Origin of the sequence: Mycobacterium bourgelatii (assembly GCF_010723575.1) — a bacterium.
Classification (GTDB): Bacteria; Actinomycetota; Actinomycetes; order Mycobacteriales; family Mycobacteriaceae; genus Mycobacterium; species Mycobacterium bourgelatii.
Map to the genome: position 1 here is coordinate 735,674 of NZ_BLKZ01000002.1, position 22,949 is coordinate 758,622.

A 22,949-nucleotide genomic window follows, 5' to 3' on the forward strand; every position below is an offset into this window, starting at 1 on the left:
GACGCCGGCCCAGTTCGCCTCGAAGTTCCCACGCCCACACCCACCTTGTGGTGGTCCTGAGCGTCCGGGAAGCCGTGGCCGTGTTCTAATGGCCAGATCAGCCAGACCGACACCGTCTCGCCTGCACGAGGGATCAGTTTGCCGCGGTTACTGAAGGTGCCCGCGTTGGCCTCGGTCGCGCAGATGCCGACCGGGCACATCGTCGAGCTGCCCGGTCGGGGCAGCACCTATGTGTACGACTCGGGACCGTGCGACGGGCCCACCTACATCCTGTTGCACTCGCTGGCCTGCACCGGACTGATGACGTGGTATCCCGCGCTGGACGCGGTGCGGCGGTTCGGTCGCGTGGTGATCTTCGACCAGCGCTGCCACGGGCAAGGCATCTCACCCCCGCGGTTGCTGTTCGAGGACTGCGCCGACGACGTCGCCGCCTTGGCCGACGTTCTCGACATCCCCACCTTCGTCCCGGTCGGCTATTCCATGGGGTCGCTCATTGCCCAACTGGTGTGGCGCCGCCACCGAGACAGGGTCGACGGGCTCGTGCTGTGCGCGGCCACGGCGGCGGTGAGCCGCGCCCGCTACGAGCGCGTGGCCACCGGGCTGTTTGCGGCGCTCGTCGAATCGCTGACCCCCGCGCCGCGGCTGTACCCGCCCGCGGGCGAGGTAACCAATAGCTTCTTGGCCGACTATCAGTGGGTGCTGAACCAGGCCCGCGCCACGTCGCCGGGGGGCATCACCCGCGCGATCGCCGAGGTTGTCCGGTTCGACTCGACGACGTGGGTCGGGGACATCGATGTGCCCACGGCGCTTGTGGTGACCATGAAAGACCGGGCATTCGGCGTCAAGCGGCAGCAATGGCTGGCCGATCACATCCCGGGGGCCGAGGCGGTGCCGGTCGAGGCCGGCCACGCGGGTTGCACCCTGCAGCCCGCGGCGTTCGTACCCGGACTGGCCCGAGCCGTCGAATCGGTCCATCGCCGGCTTCCGGCGGCGCACGGCGCCACCCAGGCAGTCAGATAGTCAACACGGTCGGTGCGCTGGGAGGAACGGCGGTGAAGCGACTCAGTGGGTGGGATGTGCTGATGCTCGCCAGCGAGACGCCCAACGTCCACCAGCACACCCTCAAGGTGGCGATCGTCGACACCACCGGATTCGAAGGCACGCCGACGTTCGAGGCGTTCCGCGAGGTGTTCCGGTCCACCCTCCCGATCCTCGAACCGATGCGTTTCCAGTTACTGAAGACACCCGGGCGAATACATCGCCCGGTCTGGCGCGAGGACGCCGAACTCGACCTCGATTACCACCTCCAACACGTACGGGTGCCCGCTCCCGGAGGCCGGCGCGAACTCGACGCGGTGATCGGCGCGATCGCGAGCACACCACTCGACCGCCGCTACCCGCTGTGGCAGTTCTATTACGCCGAGGGGCTGGCCGACCAGCGCGTGGCGGTGATCGGCAAGGTGCACCACGTCCTGGCCGACGGGGTGGCCTCGGCGAATCTCATGGCGAGGGTCATGGCGTGGCCCGGCGCCGAAGCGTCATCGCGGGCGACTTCGCCCCCCGCTAGAAGCACCCGCAACACGCGTCTCAAGACCAGAGAAGTGCTCCGCTTCGCGGCGAGTGATCATGCCGCGCGGATCCGGAGCCTGCCGGCGGCGGTGCGGGACGGAGTGGTCGGCGCTTACCGGCTGCAGCGTCGAGCGCGGGAGCGTTACCGGCATCCGGAACTTGCCGCCAAGTTCGATCCGGCGCCGACATTCCTCAACCACAAACTCACGCCCGGGCGAACGTTCGCCAGCGCTGCCGTGCCCCTTGCCGACATCAAGGCGATCAGCAAGAAGTTCGGCGTGACCATCAACGACCTGGTGTTGACCATCGCCACCGGTGCGCTGCGGCAGGTGCTGCAGAACCACGGCGAACCCGCCGACCGGCCCCTGGTCGCCTCGATCCCTACCGCCACCGACACCTCGCCGGACCGGATCAGCGGGAACGCCCTGTCAACCATGCTGGTTTCGCTGCCCGTTCAGGCAGCCGATCCGCTGCAGCGGCTGGGCCTGATCCGCACCTCAACCCGGATAGCGAAGGAAGACCACCAACTTCTGGGCCCCACCCTGGTCAGTCAGTGGTTGGAGTTCGTGCCGCCGAGCGTCACACGCACGACGTTCCGGTGGATGTCGCGGCGAGAGGCGCCCAACCAGCTATTCAACGTGATCATTTCCAACGTGCCGGGGCCGCGGCAACGCGGCAACATCGCCGGAGCCGTGGTGACCGAGTTCTACTCCGTGGGACCCCTGGCCGCGGGGTCTGCGCTGAACATCACCGTGTGGAGCTACGTCGATCAGCTGAGCGTCTCGGTGCTCTCCGACGACGCGACGCTGCAAGACACCCACGAGGTGACCGATGCGTTCGTCGCCGCGTTCATCGAGTTGTACGAACGAGCGGGGTTGACCGGGAGCACGGACATCCCCGCAGCGATGCCCAGCTGACCAGGCGCCGGCGACAGCGCCATCGTTTATTGACGCGGTGGTTTGGGAACACTGCCGGCAACTACCTGATCCGGTGAGCGTCGATGACCTCTGGCGTGTAACCGCAGCAAGAGGGATCGCCATGACCGCCAAGCACCGCATGACCAAGTCGACGCAGCGAACCCAGCCGAGGCCGCAGCGGGCTGGGTGGGCGTTCGGAGTCGGGTCCGCGTCGCTGCTGTGCGCCGCGAGCTTGGCCGGGCTGATCCTCGATGCGCAAGAGACCAAACGGACGACGGAGGCTGCCGCAGTGACGGTCGACGCGCCGTCGCACGCGCGGCCGGTGAGTCAAGAGGGCACGCTTATCGCGGTATCGGCGGACTCATTGACCGCACGCAGCGCCGATGGATCCACCCAAACCTATCTGCTGACGCCCGACACCACCTGGATTGCCGGCGGTAACCAACCGGCTACCGCTGCTTCGCATTTCACCGTCAATGACGAGGTGACAATCGTCGGAACCATGCAAAACGGCACCGCGACGGCGACGGCCGTGGCCGCGCGACACCTCGCGCACGGCGGCGCACAGCCAATGGATTTCGGATTTTGAGCATCAATCGGCCTGTGGCCGAATCGAAACGAAGACAAGGTTAGGGTCCGGGCCAGACCTGGGTATGCGTTCTATTGTGAGTTCAGCACTTTCCGATCACCCAATGCAGCTGACGTGCGCCGGTGCCGCCGACGCCGTCACGGCGGCCGAGTGCCGCCGTGCGCTGGACCGCTGGCTGCAGGCAAAGGTGCGGGGGGTTGGTGAACTTCGCGACGACATCATCCTGGGCGTCAACGAAGCCCTGGCCAACTGCGTCGAACACGCCTACCGCGGCCACCAATGCGTCGGCACGATGCGGCTTCAGGCGCGCTACGACGCCGCCGCTGAATCGCTCACTGTCTGCGTGAGCGACCGGGGCAGTTGGCACTGGTCTTCTCCGCGGCCTCCGGAAGACCCGCACGCTTCGCGCGGCATCCTTCTGATGCGCGCCCTGGCCGATCATTGCGCTATCCAGGCGCGTCCCGACGGAACCACCGTGCGGTTGGACTATTCGACCGCGCCCCAGCCGGCTGGCCAGCGGCAATAGCCACTCGCTAAGCAAAAATGTCGGATCGCGCCGTGCCGGCGGGCGCGGCAGGGTCGACGAACCATTCGTAGCGGAGAAACGCACCTAGCACGCGGGGTGGCAAGCGCAGCGACAGGCGCAGCAGCCGAGCACCCAGCCCATCTCCCGCTTGGGATTTATGGGCGGAAAGCGCGTGGCCCTTCTGGCGGACGAACTGACGCACGTCGATGCGGTGGGTGATGGTCGCTCGCGGTGCATACGCCGCACGTGCCACGTCGGGTTCGTACGGTGCGGGCAACCGTAACAAGCGGGCGACGTCACCGACGCGGATGAGCGTCTCGCGCGGCATCGTCGCTTCCAGAACCCGTTGAGTCCCAGCCAATTCAGCGGCGCGCTTGCCGACCCGGTGCACGTGCATGTGATCCCGGTGTCCGTACCCGCCGTTGCGCTCATAGCTGAGTAGCAGCTGCGCATCTTCTTCGCGGAGTATCGAGGCGAGCCGCTGGGCGGCCTCGTCCACATCGGCCCGCGCGAACCGGACCCGCCCAGGCGGATCCGGGTAGAAGTCGGGCCCGTAGCCGCTGTCTGCATAACCGAGGCACTCAAGTCGGTGAACACCGAGAATCGTTGCACTCGAGCGCAATTCGTTTATCCGCGTGTCGTCGGGCACGCTGTCCATGCGGCCGTCGGTCGCGGTGACCAGGACGACACGATGCCCCGCAGCCGCCGCCTTCGCGAGCGTGCCGCCGGTGAGGATCGCCTCGTCGTCGGGGTGAGCGTGGAACGCGACTACGGTGGCCATGACTTGCAGTATGCCGTCCGTCCGCATCAGCGGCCGTGACGAATTCGCTTGGCGTCCAACGTTCGGTGTGAGATTTCGTCGCTCGGGTATATGAGGCTGATGCTTTCTCATCGGCGGTCCAACTAGATGGCGCACCCCAAACCGATACCTGATGACCTGCGCCGACTGGCGGCGGCACACCGGGTTGCAACGTCTTACCGAAACGAGCGACGCGAGCCGGTCGAGGTCGACGCCGATGTGGTGATCCGGGTGCTTGGACTGCTGGATGTCGACGCGAGCACGGAACAGGATCGACGCCGCGAATTGGCCCGGCTGTCCGAACGCGACAGCGCCGGCGTGCTGCCGCCGACCGTAGCGGTGCGCGTGGACGGACGGCCGCGGCCGCTGCCAGGGGTGAATCTGCTGGTCCACGAGGACGGCACCCGCACCCAGGTACGTGACGAGTTTCCGGCAGGACTGCCTCCCGGCTGGTACCGCTTGTACACGCGCAACGACCAAGAGGTCACCCTGGTGGCGGCTCCGCCGCAGGTTCCGGCGCCGCCGGATACCTGGGGCTGGATGCTGCAGCTCTATGCGCTGAGGTCGGCGCGCTCGTGGGGCATCGGTGATCTGGGTGACCTGCGGGAGTTCCTGCAGTGGACGGCTGCGGACCACGGCGCCGGCGCCGTCCTGCTCAACCCGCTGCATGCCCCCGGCCCAACGCATCCGGTGCAGCCGTCGCCGTACACCCCGTCCAGCCGGCGGTTCGCCAACCCGCTCGCTCTGCGGATCGAGGATCTCGACGCCTACCGTCGAGCCGACCCGGACACCCGAGCGGAGGTGGATGCCCTGCGCGTGTCGGCCTGCACTCCGCGCATCGATCACGACCTGGTGTGGGCGGCCAAACGGGCCGCATTAGAACTGCTCTGGCGCGCCGAGGGCCGGCCCGCCCCGCTGGATCATTCGGACGGCCTGCGCGACTGGGCGACGTACTGTGCGCTGGCCGAGCGGCACGGCGGCCGCTGGACCCGGTGGCCCGGCCCGCTGCGCGATGTCGCCGGTCCCGCTGTGGCCGCGGCGCGCCGGGAACTGGCACCCCGGTTGGCGTTCCATGCCTGGGTGCAGCAACGGTGTGCCGAGCAGTTGGCCGCGGTACGGGACGCCGCCCGGGATGCCGGCATGGCACTCGGCGTGGTGCACGACCTGGCGGTGGGAGTCGACCCGGAAGGGGCCGACGCGTGGGCACTCGCCGACGTGCTCGCCACCGGGGTGAGCGTGGGGGCGCCGCCGGACAACTTCACTCCGCGCGGGCAGGACTGGGGGCTGCCGCCGTGGCGGCCGGACCGCCTTGCCGCCACCGGATACGCCGCTTTGCGGGACATGCTGCGCGCGGTCCTCACCCACGCCGACGGGTTGCGCATCGACCACGTCGCGGGCCTGTGGCGGTTGTGGTGGATTCCGCCCGGCGAGGGTCCGGATCGGGGCACCTACGTCTACTACGACACCGAGGTCCTACTGGCCGTACTGGCATTGGAAGCCCACCGCGCCAAGGCCACGGTGGTCGGCGAGGATCTGGGAACGGTCGAACCGGAAGTCACCGACGGACTCGCCGAGCGCGGAATGCTGGGCTGCGCGGTCTCCTGGTTCACTCGCGACCAGTCCGCCCCGGACGAGCCGTTGCTCCCGTCGGCGAAATGGCCGGCGCGGGCGGCCGCCAGGCTGTCGACGCACGATCTACCCACTGCGGCGGGCTTTTTGCGTGGTGAACACGTGCGGGTACGCGCCGATCTCGACCTGCTCGACGACGTGCCGGCCGAGTGGGCCACGGCCGACAAGGAGCGCGCCGAGTGGCTGACGCTGCTTCGCTCGGAAGGGCTGCTGCCTGACGACGGATCCGAGCCCGACGAGCCGGCGATCATCGTTGCCATGCACCGCTTCTTGGCGTCGACCCCGAGCCGCTTGAAGCTGATCGCGCCCTACGACGTGATCGCCGAGCCTCGGCAACCGAACCTACCCGGCACGATCGACGAGTATCCGAATTGGCGATTGCCGCTGCCGACGACGTTGGAGGAGTTGCGCAACGACCCGCGGGTCGCCGAGATCGCGGCCTTGTTCAGCCGTCCGACAGGCTGAAAAGACGAGCGGCGTTGTGGTGGAACACTTTCCGCAGCCAGTCATCATCGATGCCGGGTAGCCGGGTCAGGACGCGCATCGCGTCGAGGAATCCGTACGGGATGTTCGGAAAGTCACTGCCGAACAAGATGCGGTCGGCGTGGTCGCGCAGCCGTGGGTATTGCGAGCGAGGGAAAGGCATGAGTTCCTCCACGAACGGGGTGAAAGCCATCGTGGTGTCTAGTCGTACCTCGTCGTATTGGTCGGCCAGGTCGAGAAACTCGGAGTATTCGGGCATGCCCATGTGCGCGACGACCAGGCGCAATCGAGGGTGGCACCGCAGCAGCGCGGCGACGGGTTCGGGGCCGGTGTGTTCACCGGGAGCGGGACCTGATCCGCAATGGATGATCACCGGGACGGCCGCGTCTTCGATCACCCCCCACGCGTCGTCAAGCAATGGGTCGGTGGGGTCATACCGGCCGACCTGAACGTGGGCCTTGAACACGCGCGCGCCGGCCTCGACGGCCTTTCGGACGTAGGACTCGGCTTCGGGTTCGGGGTAGAGGGTCGCCGTGTGTAGGCAATCGGGTGTCGCCGCGGCGAACGCCGCGGCCCATTCGTTCAGCCAGGCCGCCATGTGCGGTTTGTGTGGGTAGACCAGCGACGTGAAGGCACGGACCCCCGAACCCGCGCAGCGTCTCCAGTCGATGCTGCTCGTCGGTGCGGTAGGCGACCGGCCACGGGCGTCCCACCAGCGGACCGGCGTCGTCGAAGTAGCGCCAGACCTTGTCCATCACCCGCTTCGGCATGAAGTGCGTGTGCACGTCGACGATGCCCGGTAGCCCCAGTGACTGCCAGAGTTCGCGTACCGATTCGGTTTCGTCCATCAACAGCGAGGATGTCAGGTCAGGCCGGTGCTCTTCCTAGGTGCTCGTCGACGCACCCGATGAACGCCTGGCACGCTGCCGAGCGCAGATCCGGCCGGGGTGTCACGAGATGAACCCGGCGGTGCATGTCAGCGCCGCGGACCGGCCGTAACGCGAGGGTCGGGTCGGCATCCGCGCGGGTGCGTGCAACGGATTCCGGCAGCAAGGCAACGCCCAGGTCTTTCCGGACAAAGTGGACGACCTCGTCGACGCGGGTGACTTCGAACGCCACCCGGCGGGGCACGTCCGCGAACCCTCGGTCCGTCTCGTGGCGCAACCCGTATCCGGGTGGGAAATCGATGAACGAGAGCTCCGCCAATTCGGTCACCGATACCGACGAATGTTTGGTCAGCGGGTGTTCGGCGGGCATGACGGCAACAAGTGGCTCGCTGAACAGGTGGGTGAAGATCAGATTGTTGTGGCTCCGGGACACATTGGAACCCACGATCGCCGCGTCGAGTTTGCGCTCAGCCGCGGCCTTCACCAGTACATCGCTTCCGCCGCTGCGCAGTGTCACGCTGACATCAGGGTAGCGAAGGTGAAAGTTCGCCATCAATGCCGCGACGTCGAGGCTTTCCGACGGGATCTCCATCATCCCGACCGTGAGCCGGCCGGTGACCCTGCCGCTCAGGGCCTGCGCATCGAACTTGATGCGCTCCACGCCCGCCACCACCTGGTGCAACAACGGCATCAGCGACTCCCCGGCGGGCGTCAGTGTCACCGTCCGGGTGGTTCGTTCGAACAGCCGTACACCGAGTTCCTCTTCCAGTCGGCGCACCTGCTGACTCAGCGCCGACTGGACGACGAACTGTCCCTCGGCTGCCTTGGTAAAGCTCTTGGTCTCGGCGAGAGCCACCGCGTAGCGGAGCTGCTGCAGGTTCACACTGATCAATATTACTGATGAATTTGATCAGATCTATTCGTTGGACTCCTAGGTGGCAAAGCCACCAGGATGGGGCCATGTCCGCTGAGGTCACGCTGCGCCCGCTGAGCCTGCCGCGTCCCCCGGCCAGCAATGACTGCTCGGTGGCCGAAGTGCGTGACAAGATCACCGCGGAATTAGACGCGCTGCCGTTTCTCGGCAGCCTGGCGTGCTCGCATGCGGAGTTGGTGGCCGGTTCCCTCGCCGAGGTGGTGTTCACCTACACCGTCGGCAGCTCAGGTATCGCCGATAGCGGCTGGCTGAAGCTGTGTTTCCGCTACTACTCCGACTGGGACCTGCAGACCTTTGAACCCGGTGGGCGCGACTACGCGACGGCCCGTGTGCTGCAGCGCTCGCTCGTAGGCGGTGCATCGGAGGCCGGGGCCGCGACCGTACAGAAGCTTGCCGTCCGCTACGACGTCAAAGGCGGCGAACGGCCGTTTCAGAAGTCGTTGCTGGTTCACGTGGTGGACGGTTATCTGCGGCCCGGCGATGTGCTCGAAATCCGGCTTGGTGACCGCAGGTTCGGCGGTCCGGGCACCCGCGTGCAGACCTTCGTCGAGGACGAGTTTGAAGTCCACCTGTTCGTCGACCCTCTGGGCACCTCGCGGATGGCGCACGCGGCCGTCAACAAGATTGCGATCGTGCCGGGTCAACCACAACGCGTCGTCGTGCACGGCCCACGGGTCGTGCGCGGTGACGCGTCGACCGTTCGGTTGCGGACCCACCTCCAAGACCAGTGGGGCAACGTCTGCACCGACGTCGCCGCCACGATGAGCGCGCACACCGACGGCGTACCGGTGGCCAGCACGACCACGCCGGCCGCGGGGTGGGCCCAAGCGGAACTGACGGTGCCGGCTGGCGCGGGTCGCGTCGACGTGATCGCCAAGACCGACGCCACGGTCATCGGAAGAGGGTCGACCCTTATCGATGTGTTGGACGAATTGCCAAGTCCTCGGGCTTATTTCGGTGATCTGCATGTGCATTCCAATGACACCGTCGGTACCCAGAACACCGACTGGAACCTGCGCTATGGCCGAGACATCGGGGCGCTGGACGTTCTGGGCTACACCGCCAACGACTTTCAGATCACTGACGAGGCGTGGGTCGATGTCGTCACAGCATGCCGGGAAATATCGCAAGACGGAGCCTTCGTATGCTTCCCCGGCGTCGAATGGTGCGGAAACGCCGGCGTCGGTGGCGACCACAATGTCGTGTTCCTCGGCGAGGACACCACCCTGGCTCGCTCGCTGGAATGGCGCCAAGGCATGGCGAGCACGTCGCCGACGCCGCAAAACTGGCCGATCACCCAGTTGTACGCCGCCTACGAGAAGGATCCGGAGTCTTATCTGTTGATCCCGCACGTCGGTGGCCGGCGCGCGATCCTGGATTGGCATCACCCTGATTTGGAACGGCTCATCGAGGTGCATTCCGCGTGGGGTAGTAGCCCGTGGTTTCTCGAGGACGCGCTGGCTCGGGGGCTTCGGTTCGGCGCCAGTGCGGCCAGCGACGAGCACCGCGGCAGGCCCGGTGGCGGGTCCCCCGGAGCCAACATCTTCGGCGGATACGGCGGGCTCACCGGGGTCCTGGCGCCGGCGCTCACGTCCGCTGAGGTTGGCCGCGGGTTACGGGCGCGCCACACCTGGGCCACCACGGGGGCGCGGGCGGTTGCCCTGTTGCGCAGTGGTGACCACTGGATGGGCGACGAGATTCTCAGCAACGCAGAGGATTTGACGGCAAGCTACGCTCTGTACGGCACTGCGGGTTGGGAAGAGGTTACGGCCTACGACACAACGGGACCGGTGTGGCGACGCGACCTGCACGCCGAGGCGGGGCTCTCGCGGCAGCTGGTCCGGATTCGCTGGGGCGGCGCACGACACCGGGACCGTTACCGCTGGGCTACCTGGGTGGGGCGGCTGAGCATAGCCGGCACCGGGGTGGAAGATATGACGCCTTGGGCGGCAGCGCATCCCGAACAGTGCCTGGAGCTGCACGGTGCTGAGGCCGAATGGCGAACGACCACCTATGGTTCCGACATCGGTTTGGTGGTTAGGCTCGCCGACCTTAGCCGAGCGCGATTTGAAATCGAAGCTAGGGTGCTGGAGGACGACTTGACCACCGGCGTCAGGCTGACCGGGGCGGACCTGATCGCCGACGGCCACCGCGACGTCGACGTCGGCGGCCTGAATTTGAGGATTCGCCTGGAACGCATCGCTGAACCCGCGGCGCTACCCAGCACCGTCAAGGGAGACCTGAGATTGCACCTGCCGCTGTCTGAAAGCGCAATGTATTTGCGCGCCAGGCAATTCGATGGTCACCAGGTGTGGACCAGCCCGTTGTTCGTTTGCCGCGACACCGGGGAGCGGTGATGGGCGGCCGTCGCAGCCGCCTGACTCGGCGGCTGCACATCGACCTGCACCGCGTCACGCGCACGTCGTGTACGGCGTCGATCATTTCCGCCTGAATCCCTGTTCGACTCACCCGTTAAGGAAACGCATGTCGCGTCACCGATTCATCGCCGCGGCGCTGGCCGCCGTGGCTGCGGCAGCCCTGGTGGGCTGCTCCCACTCGAACAACCCCACAGCGTCCGCGCCCGTGTCACTGCGGTTGGGCTACCTGACGCGCATCACCCACGCATCCGCCCTTGTCGGAATCACAGACGGTCTGTTCACCAAACAGCTTGGGCCCAACGTCAATCTCACGACTCAGCCGTTCAGCCAGGGCACCGAAGAAGTGACCGCACTGCTTTCCGGTCAACTCGACGCCGCCTACGTTGGCCCCAACCCGGCCTTCAATGCGTGGCAGAAGTCGAACGGAACGGCCATCAGGATCATCTCCGGGGCGGCCAGTGGCGGAACATCGTTGGTGGTCAAGCCCGGCATCACCTCCGCTCAGGACCTGCGCGGCAAGACGGTGGCCGACCCAGCCCTGGGCGGCACTCACGACGTCAGCCTCCGCGACTGGTTGGCCAGGAACGGCTTGCACACCAATACCCAAGGCGGAGGCGATGTTTCGATCAAGCCGACCACTCCCGAATCGGCCATCGTGCAGCAGTTTGTCTCCAACCAGATCGCGGGTGCCGTCAATTCGGTGCCCTTCGATGTGCAGATGATCAAGGCCGGCGGCGTGCGGTTGTGGTCGGATCCCAACACGATCACAGTGCTGGTGGTGCGGCAGGACTTTCTTGCCGCTCACCCGGACGTGGTTGCGGGGTTGCTGCGCGCTCAGGTCGAAGCGAACGACATGATCGCGCACGACCGGGCCCATGCCGCGCAGTCCGCCAACGCCGCATTGGCCAAGACCCTCGGTAAAGGTCTGGATCCCGACGTGCTGACCGCGTCATTCGAAGAGACGACGTTCACCAACGACCCTGGGATGGACTCGCTGCGTGACGAGGTGAACAAGGCGGTGGCAATCGGGCTGCTCAAGCCCCTCGACATTAACGGCTTGGTCGACAATGGTCCGCTCAACGCCGTGCTCGCGGCGTCGGGCAAACCTCAGGTCGCAACGTGACCCGCTTCGTCTGCCCCGACGTCTTGCCTGAGGCTCAAGTGCCGTCGGCTGTGCAACTGGACCGTGTCTCCAAAGACTTCGGGGACGGCCCATCGGCGATCAAGGCCGTCGACAATGTCTCCCTGCGCGTCGCAACCGGTGAGTTCGTTTGTGTCGTAGGCGTATCCGGCTGCGGCAAGAGCACCCTGCTGTCGCTGATCGCCGGTTTGGAAAAGCCGTCGAACGGCACGATCGATACCCGGGGACGGCGCGTGGCGCTGATGTTCCAGGAGCCGGCACTGTTCCCGTGGCTCACGGCTGCCGCCAACGTCGACCTGGCACTGCGGGCACGCGGTGTGCCGCGTCCGCAACGTAAGGAGCGGGTCGCCCGGTTGCTGTCGACCGTGGGGCTAGGCGACTTCGCCGCGAAACGCCCACACCAACTGTCCGGCGGCATGCGGCAACGGGTGGCGCTGGCGCGCGCGCTCGCTCAGGACGCCGATGTGCTGCTGATGGACGAACCATTCGGCGCGCTGGACGCGTTGACCCGCGATCGCCTGCATGCCGAACTCGAACGCATTGTTGCGGAGCAGGGTTTGACGGTCGTGTTTGTGACTCATAACGTGCGCGAGGCGGCGCGACTGGCCGACCGGGTCCTAGTGCTCAGCCCGCGTCCCGCCCGTGTCGTCGAGGAGTTCGACGTCCCGATGCCGCGGCCGCGCGACGCCAACACCGCCGAGGTGGCCGAGCTGGCCGCCCGCATCACCGCGCGCTTGCACGACGAGGGGAACGGTGATGGGGGATAGGGGTGGGATCGCTACGCAGAACTACCGAGTGACCGCAGCGTCCCGGCGCGGCAACTGGATTCGGGATGGGCTGGCCTCGCTGCAGGCGAAAATCGTGGCCGTCGCCGTGATCCTCGCCGTGTGGCAGGTCGTGTACGCCAGTGGTTGGAAGCCGTCCTACGTGCTGCCCAGCCCCGGCACCGTGGCGGCGACCCTCTGGCAGCAGGCGCGGGAACCTTTGCTCTGGGACGCCGTCTGGACAACGATGAACCGGGCCCTAGTCGGCTTCGGGCTCGCTTTGCTCCTCGGAACTGTTGCTGGCGCACTGATCTCGCGAAACGCCCTGCTGCGCAAGGCGTTCGGGCCGATCATCACCGGTCTGCAGACCATGCCCGCCATCGCGTGGTTCCCGTTTGCCATCATCTTCTTCGGCTTGCACACCTCAGCGATCCTGTTCGTCGTCGTCATCGGTGCCGCGCCGTCTGTAGCGATCGGGGTCATTGCGGGGGCCGACCACATACCACCCCTGCTGTTGCGGGCGGCCAAAACCATGAACCTGCAAGGCGTCGCGTTGTACCGGCACGTGATTCTGCCCGCGTCGCTGCCGATGTTCGTCAGCGGACTGCGACAAGGCTGGGCGTTCGCGTGGCGCAGCCTCATGGCCGGCGAACTGGTGGTGCTCGTCAGCAACACCGCGTCGATCGGGGTCCTGCTCGAAAACGCGCAGAACATGAGCGACATGCCCGCGGCAATCTCGATCATGATCGTCATCTTGTTGATCGGCATCGCCATGGACGCCGCCTTCGCCGCCGCCGACCGGCAGGTCCGCCGACGCTGGGGCCTGTTGGAGTCCGACGGTGAGTGACCCGTTCCGCCTCTGGGCGTTCGGAGACGCGCACGTCGGAACGGATAAGGCGCACGGCAGAGAAAGCCTCGCCGAAGCGATCTCGCAGTCGGAACGTGGCGGCAGCGAAGGCGGACCGCCGTTCGAATGGGACATCGCGATCGACGTCGGCGACATGTCCGGGGCGCACCATGGCTTGCCCGACGACGACGAGGGCAGAGAATTGCGTCGTCAGTTCGACAGCCTGCGCGACCACCGCCGCGAGGACATCTACAGCGTGTGCGGCAATCACGACCGCAGTGGCCTCGACGAACCCGAGGCCTGGTGGTGGCAGAAGTGGGTGGATCCGCTCGGGCAGCACACCGCCTTCTCCGGTGTCGATAGCGCGGCACGGCGCTACCCGGTTAGCGGAGCTTGGCAGCACTATTCGTTCAGGGTGGGAAACCTGCTGTTCCTCATGCTCAGCGACCGCAACGAACCAACTCAAACCGTCGGACGTGGCACCCTCGGCGGCAACCCGGGCGGCGTCGTCACCGGCGAGACCTTCCGCTGGTGGAAACACATGGTCTTGAGCAATCCCGAGGCCATCATCGTCACCGTCCACCACTACGTCCTCAAGAACACGACTGTGGCCTCCGGTGAGTGGGAAGGGGTGCGCAAGGGTCCGGACGGGCGATGGCAGGAGCACTATCACCGTCCGTTCGAGCTCGGCACACCGCAAGGGGCGTCGTATCTCTACTGGGTCGACAGTCAACCCGATTCGGGCGCATTCGAACGGTTCCTGTCCGAACATCCCGGCCGCGTGGCGTTATGGATCGCCGGCCACACCCACACCCACCCCGACGACAACTACGGCGGGAAGACGCATATCGAGCAACGCTGGGGAACGTGGTTTCTCAATGCCGCGTCGCTGAGTCGCTACCACATGCCGATCACGACGCTGCCGGTCAGCAGACTGCTGACGTTCACTCCGGGCAGTCCCGACGTGCGCATCCAGTGCTATCTGCATACCAGCCAGTACGCCGCACAGGGCTGGTACCCGAAGGCCGAAAGGACCGTCAGACTGAACAACTCGTTTGCGGGGCCGACCCAGGAGACGCCAACGAGCACACGCCCTCTGGACCCGGTCATCGGCTGATTTCAGCAGCTCACAGTTGCCCGGTCCGCCTCGTGGCGGTGAGCCGCGAAAAATAAAAGGTACGCGCGTGCCAGAAAACCATTGCGCGATCGTGACCGAACCGCTACTTTGTTCGGAGGGGAGATCTGAGTCACACCGGTGGGCATGGTTTGGCACGGTTCGTCTTCATAACCGGGAGGGCGGTCGCATACGCGGCCGGGATGAAGGGAAACAGTTCGTGTCAGAATCACGACCGGCCGGACGGCGAGTGCGGCTTGTCTCGCTGACCACCGCGCCCAGTGCCGCGACGGCGGAGGATCGTGCCTGGGTCCAGCAGGGTCTTTGCAAGGATGTCGATCCTGACCTGCTTTTCGTGCGCGGAGCGGCGCAGCGCAAGGCCACGGCGATCTGCCGGCAATGCCCCGTCCTGCAGGAGTGCGCGGCCGACGCACTGGACAACAAGGTCGAGTACGGCGTGTGGGGCGGCTTGACCGAACGTCAGCGCCGCGCATTGCACAAGCAGCACCCCGACGTGGCCTCCTGGTCGGAATACTTCGAGAACCGCAAGCGTCGCGGCATCAGCTGACCGCGGGCCGAGGCCGCAGCGCGTCGGGGTCCGTTCGTTCGTCATTACGGTTCTGTTACGTCTCTCGCATAAATCGGGAGGCGTTTCCGTTTCCACTGCATAACGCCCTTGGTCGACGGAAGTATCAACTACTTGCGATTGGACTTTTGAACCGATACGGTCGGCCGCAGGGAGTCCTGCGGACGGCTGGACGGGTCCGCATCAGCTCCGTATGAGCAACGAAACGGACAGGAGCGTCGATGGCTCGGTTCCCCAAGCCGGCGGAGGGCAGCTGGACCCAGCACTATCCCGAACTGGGCACCGGCCCGGTCTCGTACGAGGACTCGATCAGCCCCGAGATCTACGAACTGGAACGCGCCGCAATCTTCAAACGCGCCTGGCTCAACGTCGGTCGCACCGAACAACTTCCCCGCAAGGGCAGCTACTTCACCAAAGAGCTCAAGGTCGTCAACACCTCGATCATCTTGGTGCGAACCACATCTGGCGAGATCAAGGCGTACCACAACATCTGCCGCCACCGCGGCAACAAGCTGGTATGGAACGACATGCCGCTGGAAGAGACCAGCGGTGTCTGCCGCCAGTTCACCTGCAAGTACCACGCGTGGCGTTACGACCTGGACGGCAACCTCACGTTCGTGCAGCAGGAAGAGGAATTCTTCGACCTCGACAAGAGTCGCTACGGATTGGTGCCCGTCCACTGCGACGTGTGGGAGGGCTTCATTTTCGTCAACTTCGCCAAGAAGCCCGAACAGTCGTTGCGCGAATTCCTGGGACCGATGGTTACGGACCTGGAAGGTTATCCGTTCGGCAAGTTGACATCTCGCTGGTACTACCGCTCCGAGGTGAAGGCGAACTGGAAGCTGTACATGGACGCCTTCCAGGAGTTCTACCACGCACCGGTACTGCACGCGAACCAATCGCCGACGAGCTATTCGAAAGCCGCGGCGGAGGCCGGTTTCGAGGCTCCGCACTACCGGCTGGACGGCCCCCACCGTCTGGTCAGCACGTCGGGCGTGCGCGCGTGGGAGATGCCGGACGAGATGCGCAAGCCGGTGGATGACATCTGCCGTAGCGGGCTGTTCGGCCCCTGGGATAAGCCCGACCTGGGCGAGATGCCCAAGGGCCTGAATCCGGCGAAATGCGATCCGTGGGGCCTGGATTCGTTCCAGCTGTTCCCTAACTTCGTCATGCTCTTCTGGGGGCAGGGGTGGTATCTGACCTACCACTACTGGCCGATCTCGTATAACTCGCACATTTTCGAGGGCAATCTGTACTTCCCGCAGCCGCGCACTCCGCGCGAGCGCGTCGCCCAGGAACTGGCCGCGGTGACCTTCAAGGAATACGGCTTGCAGGACGCCAACACCCTGGAGGCGACTCAGAGCATGGTTGAGTCGCGGGTGGTCGACAAGTTCCTCCTCAACGATCAGGAGATCCTGTTGCGCCACCTGCATAAGGAGACCGCCGCATGGATCGACGAGTACCAGCGGAAGACGGCGGCTGGGGTGTGAGGACCACGATGACGCAGAAATCGCCCATGTTGCCAACCGAATTCGCTGACCTAGAGCCGTTCACCGCCTGGTGTCTGCCGACCGAACCGCAGCGCTACGCGAAGCGGCTGGCGAGTTCGATGACGGAGATGAAGGCGTTCTACGACGCGATCACGCCGCGCGCCGAGGAAGCACTGGCCTACTGCGACAAGTTTCCGCTGGACGACCTTCCAGAGGACGTCCTCAACCTCATGCATCTGTTGTACTCGATGATCATGGTGTCTTTTCCCGTCGAGTGCTGGAAGCAGCCGCGCATCCCCGATTCCGGCGCTTCGACGCTCGACTGTGTCGTAGAGCCTTATCCATGACGGATGCGACCGTCCTGCGGGCCGCCCGCTGGGCTGACGTCGACACCGGCCAGGTTCGGTCCCCGGGAGTCGTCCTCGTCGAAGGACAGCGCATCGCGGCAATCAATCCGGAAGAGCCCCTGCCGGATTCGGCGCCAGTCATCGATCTCGGCGATGCCACATTGTTGCCGGGCTTGATGGACATGGAAATCAACCTGCTCATCGGTGGCCCTGGCGGTCCCGAAGGTCTGCCGGCGCCGATGCACGGCGTTCAGGACGATCCGGCATATCGCACCCTGCGCGGTGCGGTCAACGCGCGCACCACGCTGGAAGCCGGGTTCACCACCGTGCGCAACCTCGGACTGATGGTGAAGACGGGCGGCTACCTGCTCGACGTCGCGTTGCAGCGCGCCATCGACCAAGGCTGGCACGTCGGACCCCGCATCTACCCCGCGGGCCACGCCGTCACCCCCTACGGAGGGCACCTGGATCCGACGGTCTTCCAGCGGTTGGCGCCGGGGATCATGCCGCTATCGATTGCCGAGGGCATCGCCAACGGGGTGCCGGATGTAATCGCCTGTGTCCGTTACCAAATCCGTCACGGCGCCAAACTGATCAAGGTGTCGGCGTCGGGCGGGGTGATGTCGCACAGCACGTCGCCGGGTGCTCAGCAGTACTCCGACGCCGAATTCGCCGCGATCGCCGACGAGGCGCATCGGGCGGGGGTGCGCGTCGCCGCCCACGCCGTCGGCGACGCCGCCATCCAGGCGTGCATCAGGGCTGGAATCGACTGCATCGAACACGGTTTCCTGGCCAGCGACGAGACGATCCAGATGATGGTCGACCACGGCACCTTCCTGGTCTCCACCACCTATCTGACCGATGCGATGGCCATCGACCGCATCGCGCCCGAACTCCGCAAGAAGGCCGAGGACGTCTTCCCAAAGGCAAAGGCGATGCTGCCCAAGGCTATTGCCGCTGGCGTGCGTATCGCATGTGGCTCCGACGCGCCGGCAATTCCGCATGGCCAGAACGCCAAGGAACTCGAGGCCTTGGTATCTCGCGGCATGACGCCGATGCAAGCGATCCGGGCCGCCACGGTGGTGGCCGCCGAACTCGTCGAAGCCGACCACGAATTGGGCCGCCTCGCACCCGGGTACCTCGCCGATATCATTGCCGTTCCCGGTGATCCATCCCAGGACATCACCGCAACCCAGAACGTCACGTTCGTCATGAAGGACGGACAGATCTCTAAGGCGCCGGCATGAGTGATCAAGAGTTGGATCCGGCAATGGAACTCACCGAGAACCTTCTGTGGTTGCTCAAGCAGGCGTTCTATTTCTCGCTGACCACCGTTAACGACGCGGTCAGTGGGCACGGTGTCAGCACCGCCCAAATCGGTGTGCTGCGGCAGCTTTTGAATTACCCCGGGCTGTCCGGCGCCGAACTTGCCCGTCGATTGTTGATCTCGCCGCAAGGCGTACAGCTGGCCGTAACGGCGCTGGAGCGGCGCGGCCTGGTGGAACGCAGGCAGGACCCGCAGCACAAGCGGATTCTGCGGACCTATCTCACCGACGAAGGCCGAAGCGTGGTCACGACGGTGATCAGCGACGCCGTGGCCGCCCACGAGAAGGTGTTCGGCGTGCTGAGCGCCGAGGAACAGCAGACGCTGCGTGACCTGCTGGGGAGGGTGGTCGAAAAGGGTACTGGTCATGAGCTTTTCAAGGACCACGTGTAGGGCGCGGGGCGGGCGTTTATCTCATGGTCGTCGCTTGACGATGTGTTAGCGGGGAGAGAGCGACGAGTCGAATACGGTGGATCCCTGAATGTATGGCCGAACCGAGGGGCGAAATAGTAAATTGGTATGTACCAGGCGACCGCATCCAACACATTGTCCGGCGGTGCCGAATCAACACTAGGATTCTGAGGGGCTGGCTTCCGCTTGCATTGCAGCCGAATGCCACCTAGTTCAGGGGTATCGCCGGAACCCAGCAGGATGCCGCTCGCCGGGTAGGGAAACACTAGTCGCCGCGGTCACAGCGAAGCGGGCCTGAATTAGTTGAATTATGCAGTCGTCAAGAGCTTTTCGCGCGTTTGAGCTTAGCGTTGCAGTTCGTGCATTGGAAGGTATTTGCGCTTATGGGCACCTGCTGAGTGTGTTTGCACTTGGCGCACCTGACTTTCGTCGTTTTCTCGCGGGCTTGTTGGATTTGGCTCTTGATTTCCCGGTATGCCTGCACACGGGCCATCACCGCGTCTACCGCCGAGGAGGTGGGCGTGGGGTCTGGTGTGGCCTCGATCCCGTAGAGCATGGCGGCCAACTTCGCATGCAACTCGGCGCGCTGTTCGGCGACCCGAGCGTCCTCGCGGTCAGTCTGAAATGATTTATCAATCTGTTGTGCTTCAATGGCGCATTTCTTGATGAGGTCAACCCGCTCTATAGCGGCGCGCTCTAAGTCAGCGGCGGTGGTGGTGGCCTCGGCGAGGATTCTGTGGTCTTCGGCACTGGGTTTTTCAAGTGAGGACAGCGTTTTGGCCAACTCGTGTAGTGAATGCGCCTTCTCGAACGAGTCGGCGATCTGTTGGATGTCAGCACTGAAGTCGACATCGCCCAGCCAACCTTCGCGCGCCGCTTCGGATTGCGTCACGGCTTTAACGGCACTCAGCACGGATTCCATGCGTGCGGCATTTTCTTTGCCGAGGGTAACGATGCGCCGTTGTTTATCACTGACCTGCTGCCGAGGTGGAGCGCTAGCTGCAGCGTCTAGACGAACGTCGCCGAATTTCTGGCGATACTCCCGCGGCAATGCTGCGACGGCTTTGGTATACGCAATCTCGGCGTCGATGACTTTCGGGTCATTTTCGGCGGCGGCAAAATCTTGCTTGGCCTTGGCTATCAACCGGGGCAACAGAGGGGCATTGGCAGCAGCGGCGCGGGCGGCATTGTTAACTTGTGCCGCAAACGAGAACGCGGCTGGACCAGGGGTGCTGTTGTAGGAGGTAGCTTCGATAACGCCGACGCCGGAAACCTCGGGTCCTTCAATCACAATGTAGGCGCTGCCGTGAACCTTTTCCGTCTTCTTTGGCGCAGCAAGCGAGAAGACCCCCAAGGTCACCATGCGCGTGGCAGTGAGTCGTTGGGACACCGTAACCGAGGATTCATCCGCTGCAGTCGCCTTTACGCCGATCAGGGATCCAGAGCTTTGCGGTGTGGAGATCCAGCGTTCGTAAAGCGTTATTCCACCTGCAGCACCTAGCCTCCGCCCCTTCACATCCTGCAGATTCTGCAGGTGCAAGCGCGCCTGCTCGACATCTCTGGCGTGTTGCTTGCGGGCACGTCGCCACTCCGACCGCAACCGCTTAGCCTCCCTGATAGCAACCCTTGTGTCCTCAGGTATCTTCCCATTAGTACGTGCAACCCAGATGGCGTAGATGATTCCGGCGGTCAGTGCAACCGCCACCAATCCGAGGATCCACCAGCCCATCTGACCGCCTCTGTAGTGATACCCGCCAAACCCAGCTGATTGCGTTGCCCAGCCGGTCAAAGTGTACGACCGTTGAACGTTGACGAATATGCCGAAGTCACATTACAAAGTGCCAAAGTCGGAAGAGTTCGAAATCTTACGATCACGTCAATTCCGCTATTTGGCGTTATCTCTGGGCGCATTGGAGGCCCACGCCCCGCAAATAAGGCCTGGGGCAACGCAACCACTAGCCATTGGTCGCACCACGCCGTCTGGGCCGACTAGGAGTTCTTCCATTGCAACGGATACACGCTGGCGCCGGTGGAGGAAATCATCACCGCAGACTCGACGGCCGACAGCCGAATTGGGTTAATGTTTGCCTGCTGTAGGAACCCGGCTACTCGGTTACGCGATTGCGCGCACGCGACGAGTGAGAGGAATCGATGACCCAGGGTCTGGTGGTGTTGCTGGCGTTGCTCGCCGCGGTGTGCATGGCGATCGGGATCGTGGTCCGCCAGCGCGCCACCATCGACGTTCCGCACGAGTACGGTGTCAGCGCTCATATGCTGACGACCCTGCTGCGCAAGCGACTCTGGTGGCTGGGCAGCGGGGTGGCGGTGGCGGGTTACGGCTTTCAAGCTCTCGCCTTGACCAAGGGTTCCATCTTGCTGGTGCAGCCGTTGATGGTGTCGTCGTTGCTGTTCGCGTTGCCGTTGAGCGCCCGGCTGGCAGGTCGGCGGGTAACGCGGACCGAATGGTTGTGGGCGCTGCTGCTCACGGCAGCGTTGGCGGCTTTTGTGGCGCTGGCGCGGCCGAAGCACGGCGATTACGTCGGCAACTGGGTGGCGTGGGCGGTGGTGGCGGCCGTGCTGACGCCACTCATCATCGGATGCGTGCTCGTAGGAGCCCGATCAGCCGGCCAGCGGCGCGCAGTGTTGCTCTCGGTCGCAGTCGGAGTGTTGTTCGGGGTGGTGGCGACGTTGACCAAGGTGGTCATGCACGTGGCGGCCTCCAACGGGCCGGCCGCGCTCGTAGGCCTACCGGGGTTCTACGTGCTCGTCGCGGTAGGTCTGCTGGCGACGTTGCTACAGCAGTCCGCCTTCCACGCTGGCGCGCTGAAGGTGTCGGTCCCGACCATGCTCGTGCTGGAACCCGTGGTTGCTGTGCTGCTGAGTTCGCTGGTCTTCGGGGAACATTTGACGCTGTCCGGCGTCCGGGCGGTGGTCCTGCCGATCGTGGTCGTTGCGATGGCCGCGGCGACGATCGCGCTCGCCCGCGATGAGGGTGCGTACGAAGACCAACTCGAGGCTGAGCTGGCACAGCACGACTCGTCCTAGTCCCGCCCCTCAAATCGAGACCTCCAGCCCGGCGCGGACGGGACAAATGCTGCAGCTTGATACCAATCACAAGTACTTGATACTGTGGACTGCGATGCATGATCCCGCGCCGGCCGTTGCCGACAGTGTCGTCACAGAAGCGGTAACCATCGAGTTGAATCGTCGCTCGATCACGGTCGCTTACAACGACGGCGAAACCGTGCTGCAGACAGCCCGCATGGCCGGCCTGCAACCCCCGTCATCGTGCGAAATCGGTTCCTGCGGAACATGTATGGCCCGCTTGACCGAGGGCTGCGTCCAGATGCTGAACAACGACGCGCTTGAGGCCGACGAGGTTGCGGAGGGCTGGATCCTGACCTGCCAGTCGTTGCCGACCAGCCGCACGATTCGGGTGATCTATGAGTAAGCAGACTGTGAGCCGGGTGGCGGTCGTGACCGGGGGTGCCTCTGGCATGGGTGAGGACACCTGCCACGAGCTCGGCCGGCGCGGGCACAAGGTCGCGGTGCTCGACATCAATGAGCAAGCCGCGCAACGTGTTGCCGAAGACCTGCGGGCAGATGGCGTCCAAGCCGTCGGCGTCGGCGTCGACGTCACCGATCGCCCCGGCGTCGAGCAGGCCTTCGACAAGGTGCGCAGCGAATTCGGCCCGGTGTCGATCCTGGTGACCAGTGCGGGAGTGTTCGGTTTTTCCCCGTTTGCCGATATCACCGCCGAATCCTGGGCCAGAATCATCGATGTCAACCTGACGGGGACGTTCCATTGCTGCCAGGTGGCATTGCCGGACATGGTGGCCGCGAAATGGGGTCGGATCGTCATGATCTCGTCGTCGAGCGCGCAGCGCGGCTCACCGTTCGCCGCCCACTACGCGGCGTCCAAAGGGGCCGTCATCACCCTGACCAAGTCGCTGGCCCGCGAATACGCACCGCATGGCATCACGGTCAACAACATCCCGCCCTCGGGCATCGAGACACCCATGCAGCACGCGGCGCAAGCGGCGGGATACCTGAAATCCAATGAAGAGATCGCCGCCAACATCCCGATGCGACACCTGGGCACCGGCGCCGACATCGCCGCCGCGGTCGGGTTTCTGTGCTCGGAGGAGGCCGGCTTCATCACCGGTCAGGTGCTCGGCGTTAACGGCGGCGCGGTGATGTGAGGCAGGAGGTGC

General features: G+C 64.9%; 21 protein-coding genes and 1 pseudogene. 18 read left to right on the forward strand and 4 right to left on the reverse strand.

Features of this window, described 5'->3' with window-relative positions; translation table 11 throughout:
- Positions 1-156: 156 nt before the first annotated feature.
- The 4 genes from G6N68_RS28345 to G6N68_RS28360 all read left to right on the forward strand — a co-directional run bounded on the left by G6N68_RS28345 (position 157) and on the right by G6N68_RS28360 (position 3,601).
- The gene (locus G6N68_RS28345) at positions 157-1,020 is read left to right on the forward strand and encodes an alpha/beta fold hydrolase (protein ID WP_240356029.1); all 864 of its coding nucleotides are present in this window, start codon (positions 157-159) and stop codon (positions 1,018-1,020) included.
- A gap of 32 nt (positions 1,021-1,052) precedes the next feature.
- A complete protein-coding gene (locus G6N68_RS28350; RefSeq protein WP_163719459.1) occupies positions 1,053-2,486 on the forward strand; it encodes a WS/DGAT/MGAT family O-acyltransferase in 1,434 nt (477 codons plus the stop codon).
- Between the two features lie 121 nt (positions 2,487-2,607).
- Positions 2,608-3,075 carry a hypothetical protein gene (locus G6N68_RS28355; RefSeq protein WP_163719460.1) on the forward strand — a complete coding sequence of 156 codons (468 nt, stop codon included), beginning with the start codon at positions 2,608-2,610 and terminating at the stop codon, positions 3,073-3,075.
- 103 nt (positions 3,076-3,178) lie between these two features.
- Positions 3,179-3,601: an ATP-binding protein gene (locus G6N68_RS28360; RefSeq protein ID WP_163719461.1), complete on the forward strand. Its 423-nt coding sequence runs from the start codon at positions 3,179-3,181 to the stop codon at positions 3,599-3,601.
- A 7-nt stretch (positions 3,602-3,608) separates the two neighbouring features.
- Here the strand turns inward: G6N68_RS28360 and G6N68_RS28365 are convergent, their stop codons facing one another.
- Complete coding sequence (locus G6N68_RS28365) at positions 3,609-4,382, reverse strand: PIG-L deacetylase family protein (RefSeq protein ID WP_163719462.1); 774 nt, start codon at positions 4,380-4,382, stop codon at positions 3,609-3,611.
- Between the two features lie 126 nt (positions 4,383-4,508).
- On the opposite strand from G6N68_RS28365, the gene malQ reads away from it, so the two are divergent.
- On the forward strand, positions 4,509-6,494 hold the full coding sequence (gene malQ, locus G6N68_RS28370; RefSeq protein ID WP_163719463.1) for a 4-alpha-glucanotransferase: 1,986 nt from the start codon (positions 4,509-4,511) through the stop codon (positions 6,492-6,494).
- Here the strand turns inward: malQ and G6N68_RS28375 are convergent.
- Positions 6,475-7,360, reverse strand: a pseudogene (locus G6N68_RS28375) (amidohydrolase family protein). The gene malQ and the pseudogene G6N68_RS28375 overlap by 20 nt on opposite strands.
- Positions 7,361-7,379: 19 nt before the next feature.
- Positions 7,380-8,282 carry a LysR family transcriptional regulator gene (locus G6N68_RS28380; RefSeq protein WP_163719464.1) on the reverse strand — a complete coding sequence of 301 codons (903 nt, stop codon included), beginning with the start codon at positions 8,280-8,282 and terminating at the stop codon, positions 7,380-7,382.
- A gap of 77 nt (positions 8,283-8,359) precedes the next feature.
- Here G6N68_RS28380 and G6N68_RS28385 point away from each other — a divergent pair, with 77 nt between their 5' ends.
- From G6N68_RS28385 to G6N68_RS28430, 10 genes are all read left to right on the forward strand, one after another.
- A complete protein-coding gene (locus G6N68_RS28385; RefSeq protein ID WP_163719465.1) occupies positions 8,360-10,690 on the forward strand; it encodes a CehA/McbA family metallohydrolase domain-containing protein in 2,331 nt (776 codons plus the stop codon).
- 127 nt (positions 10,691-10,817) lie between these two features.
- Complete coding sequence (locus G6N68_RS28390) at positions 10,818-11,834, forward strand: ABC transporter substrate-binding protein (protein WP_163719466.1); 1,017 nt, start codon at positions 10,818-10,820, stop codon at positions 11,832-11,834.
- 50 nt (positions 11,835-11,884) lie between these two features.
- Entirely contained in the window at positions 11,885-12,619 is a 735-nt protein-coding gene (locus G6N68_RS28395; RefSeq protein WP_163720015.1) for an ABC transporter ATP-binding protein, read from the forward strand.
- Between the two features lie 28 nt (positions 12,620-12,647).
- Complete coding sequence (locus G6N68_RS28400) at positions 12,648-13,463, forward strand: ABC transporter permease (RefSeq protein WP_240355958.1); 816 nt, start codon at positions 12,648-12,650, stop codon at positions 13,461-13,463.
- Positions 13,456-14,580 carry a metallophosphoesterase gene (locus tag G6N68_RS28405; RefSeq protein ID WP_163719468.1) on the forward strand — a complete coding sequence of 375 codons (1,125 nt, stop codon included), beginning with the start codon at positions 13,456-13,458 and terminating at the stop codon, positions 14,578-14,580. Before G6N68_RS28400 ends, G6N68_RS28405 begins: the two co-directional genes overlap by 8 nt.
- A 217-nt stretch (positions 14,581-14,797) precedes the next feature.
- On the forward strand, positions 14,798-15,145 hold the full coding sequence (locus tag G6N68_RS28410) for a WhiB family transcriptional regulator (protein ID WP_163719469.1): 348 nt from the start codon (positions 14,798-14,800) through the stop codon (positions 15,143-15,145).
- A gap of 239 nt (positions 15,146-15,384) precedes the next feature.
- Positions 15,385-16,653: an aromatic ring-hydroxylating oxygenase subunit alpha gene (locus G6N68_RS28415; RefSeq protein WP_163719470.1), complete on the forward strand. Its 1,269-nt coding sequence runs from the start codon at positions 15,385-15,387 to the stop codon at positions 16,651-16,653.
- A gap of 8 nt (positions 16,654-16,661) precedes the next feature.
- Positions 16,662-17,000 (forward strand): hypothetical protein, encoded by a 339-nt coding sequence (locus G6N68_RS28420; RefSeq protein WP_163719471.1) that lies wholly within the window; start codon positions 16,662-16,664, stop codon positions 16,998-17,000.
- A complete protein-coding gene (locus G6N68_RS28425) occupies positions 16,997-18,247 on the forward strand; it encodes a metal-dependent hydrolase family protein (protein WP_163719472.1) in 1,251 nt (416 codons plus the stop codon). Before G6N68_RS28420 ends, G6N68_RS28425 begins: the two co-directional genes overlap by 4 nt.
- A gap of 23 nt (positions 18,248-18,270) precedes the next feature.
- Positions 18,271-18,717: a MarR family winged helix-turn-helix transcriptional regulator gene (locus G6N68_RS28430; protein WP_163720016.1), complete on the forward strand. Its 447-nt coding sequence runs from the start codon at positions 18,271-18,273 to the stop codon at positions 18,715-18,717.
- 337 nt (positions 18,718-19,054) lie between these two features.
- Here G6N68_RS28430 and G6N68_RS31295 read toward each other — a convergent pair whose 3' ends face one another.
- Entirely contained in the window at positions 19,055-20,464 is a 1,410-nt protein-coding gene (locus G6N68_RS31295) for a hypothetical protein (RefSeq protein ID WP_240355960.1), read from the reverse strand.
- A 422-nt stretch (positions 20,465-20,886) separates the two neighbouring features.
- Between G6N68_RS31295 and G6N68_RS28440 the strand changes: the two genes are divergently transcribed.
- The 3 genes from G6N68_RS28440 (at position 20,887) to G6N68_RS28450 (ending at position 22,937) form a co-directional block, all read left to right on the forward strand.
- Entirely contained in the window at positions 20,887-21,780 is an 894-nt protein-coding gene (locus G6N68_RS28440; protein WP_163719473.1) for a DMT family transporter, read from the forward strand.
- 94 nt (positions 21,781-21,874) lie between these two features.
- A complete protein-coding gene (locus G6N68_RS31300; protein WP_371871748.1) occupies positions 21,875-22,186 on the forward strand; it encodes a 2Fe-2S iron-sulfur cluster-binding protein in 312 nt (103 codons plus the stop codon).
- Positions 22,179-22,937 carry an SDR family NAD(P)-dependent oxidoreductase gene (locus G6N68_RS28450; RefSeq protein ID WP_205351545.1) on the forward strand — a complete coding sequence of 253 codons (759 nt, stop codon included), beginning with the start codon at positions 22,179-22,181 and terminating at the stop codon, positions 22,935-22,937. Before G6N68_RS31300 ends, G6N68_RS28450 begins: the two co-directional genes overlap by 8 nt.
- The last annotated feature ends 12 nt before the right edge of the window (positions 22,938-22,949 follow it).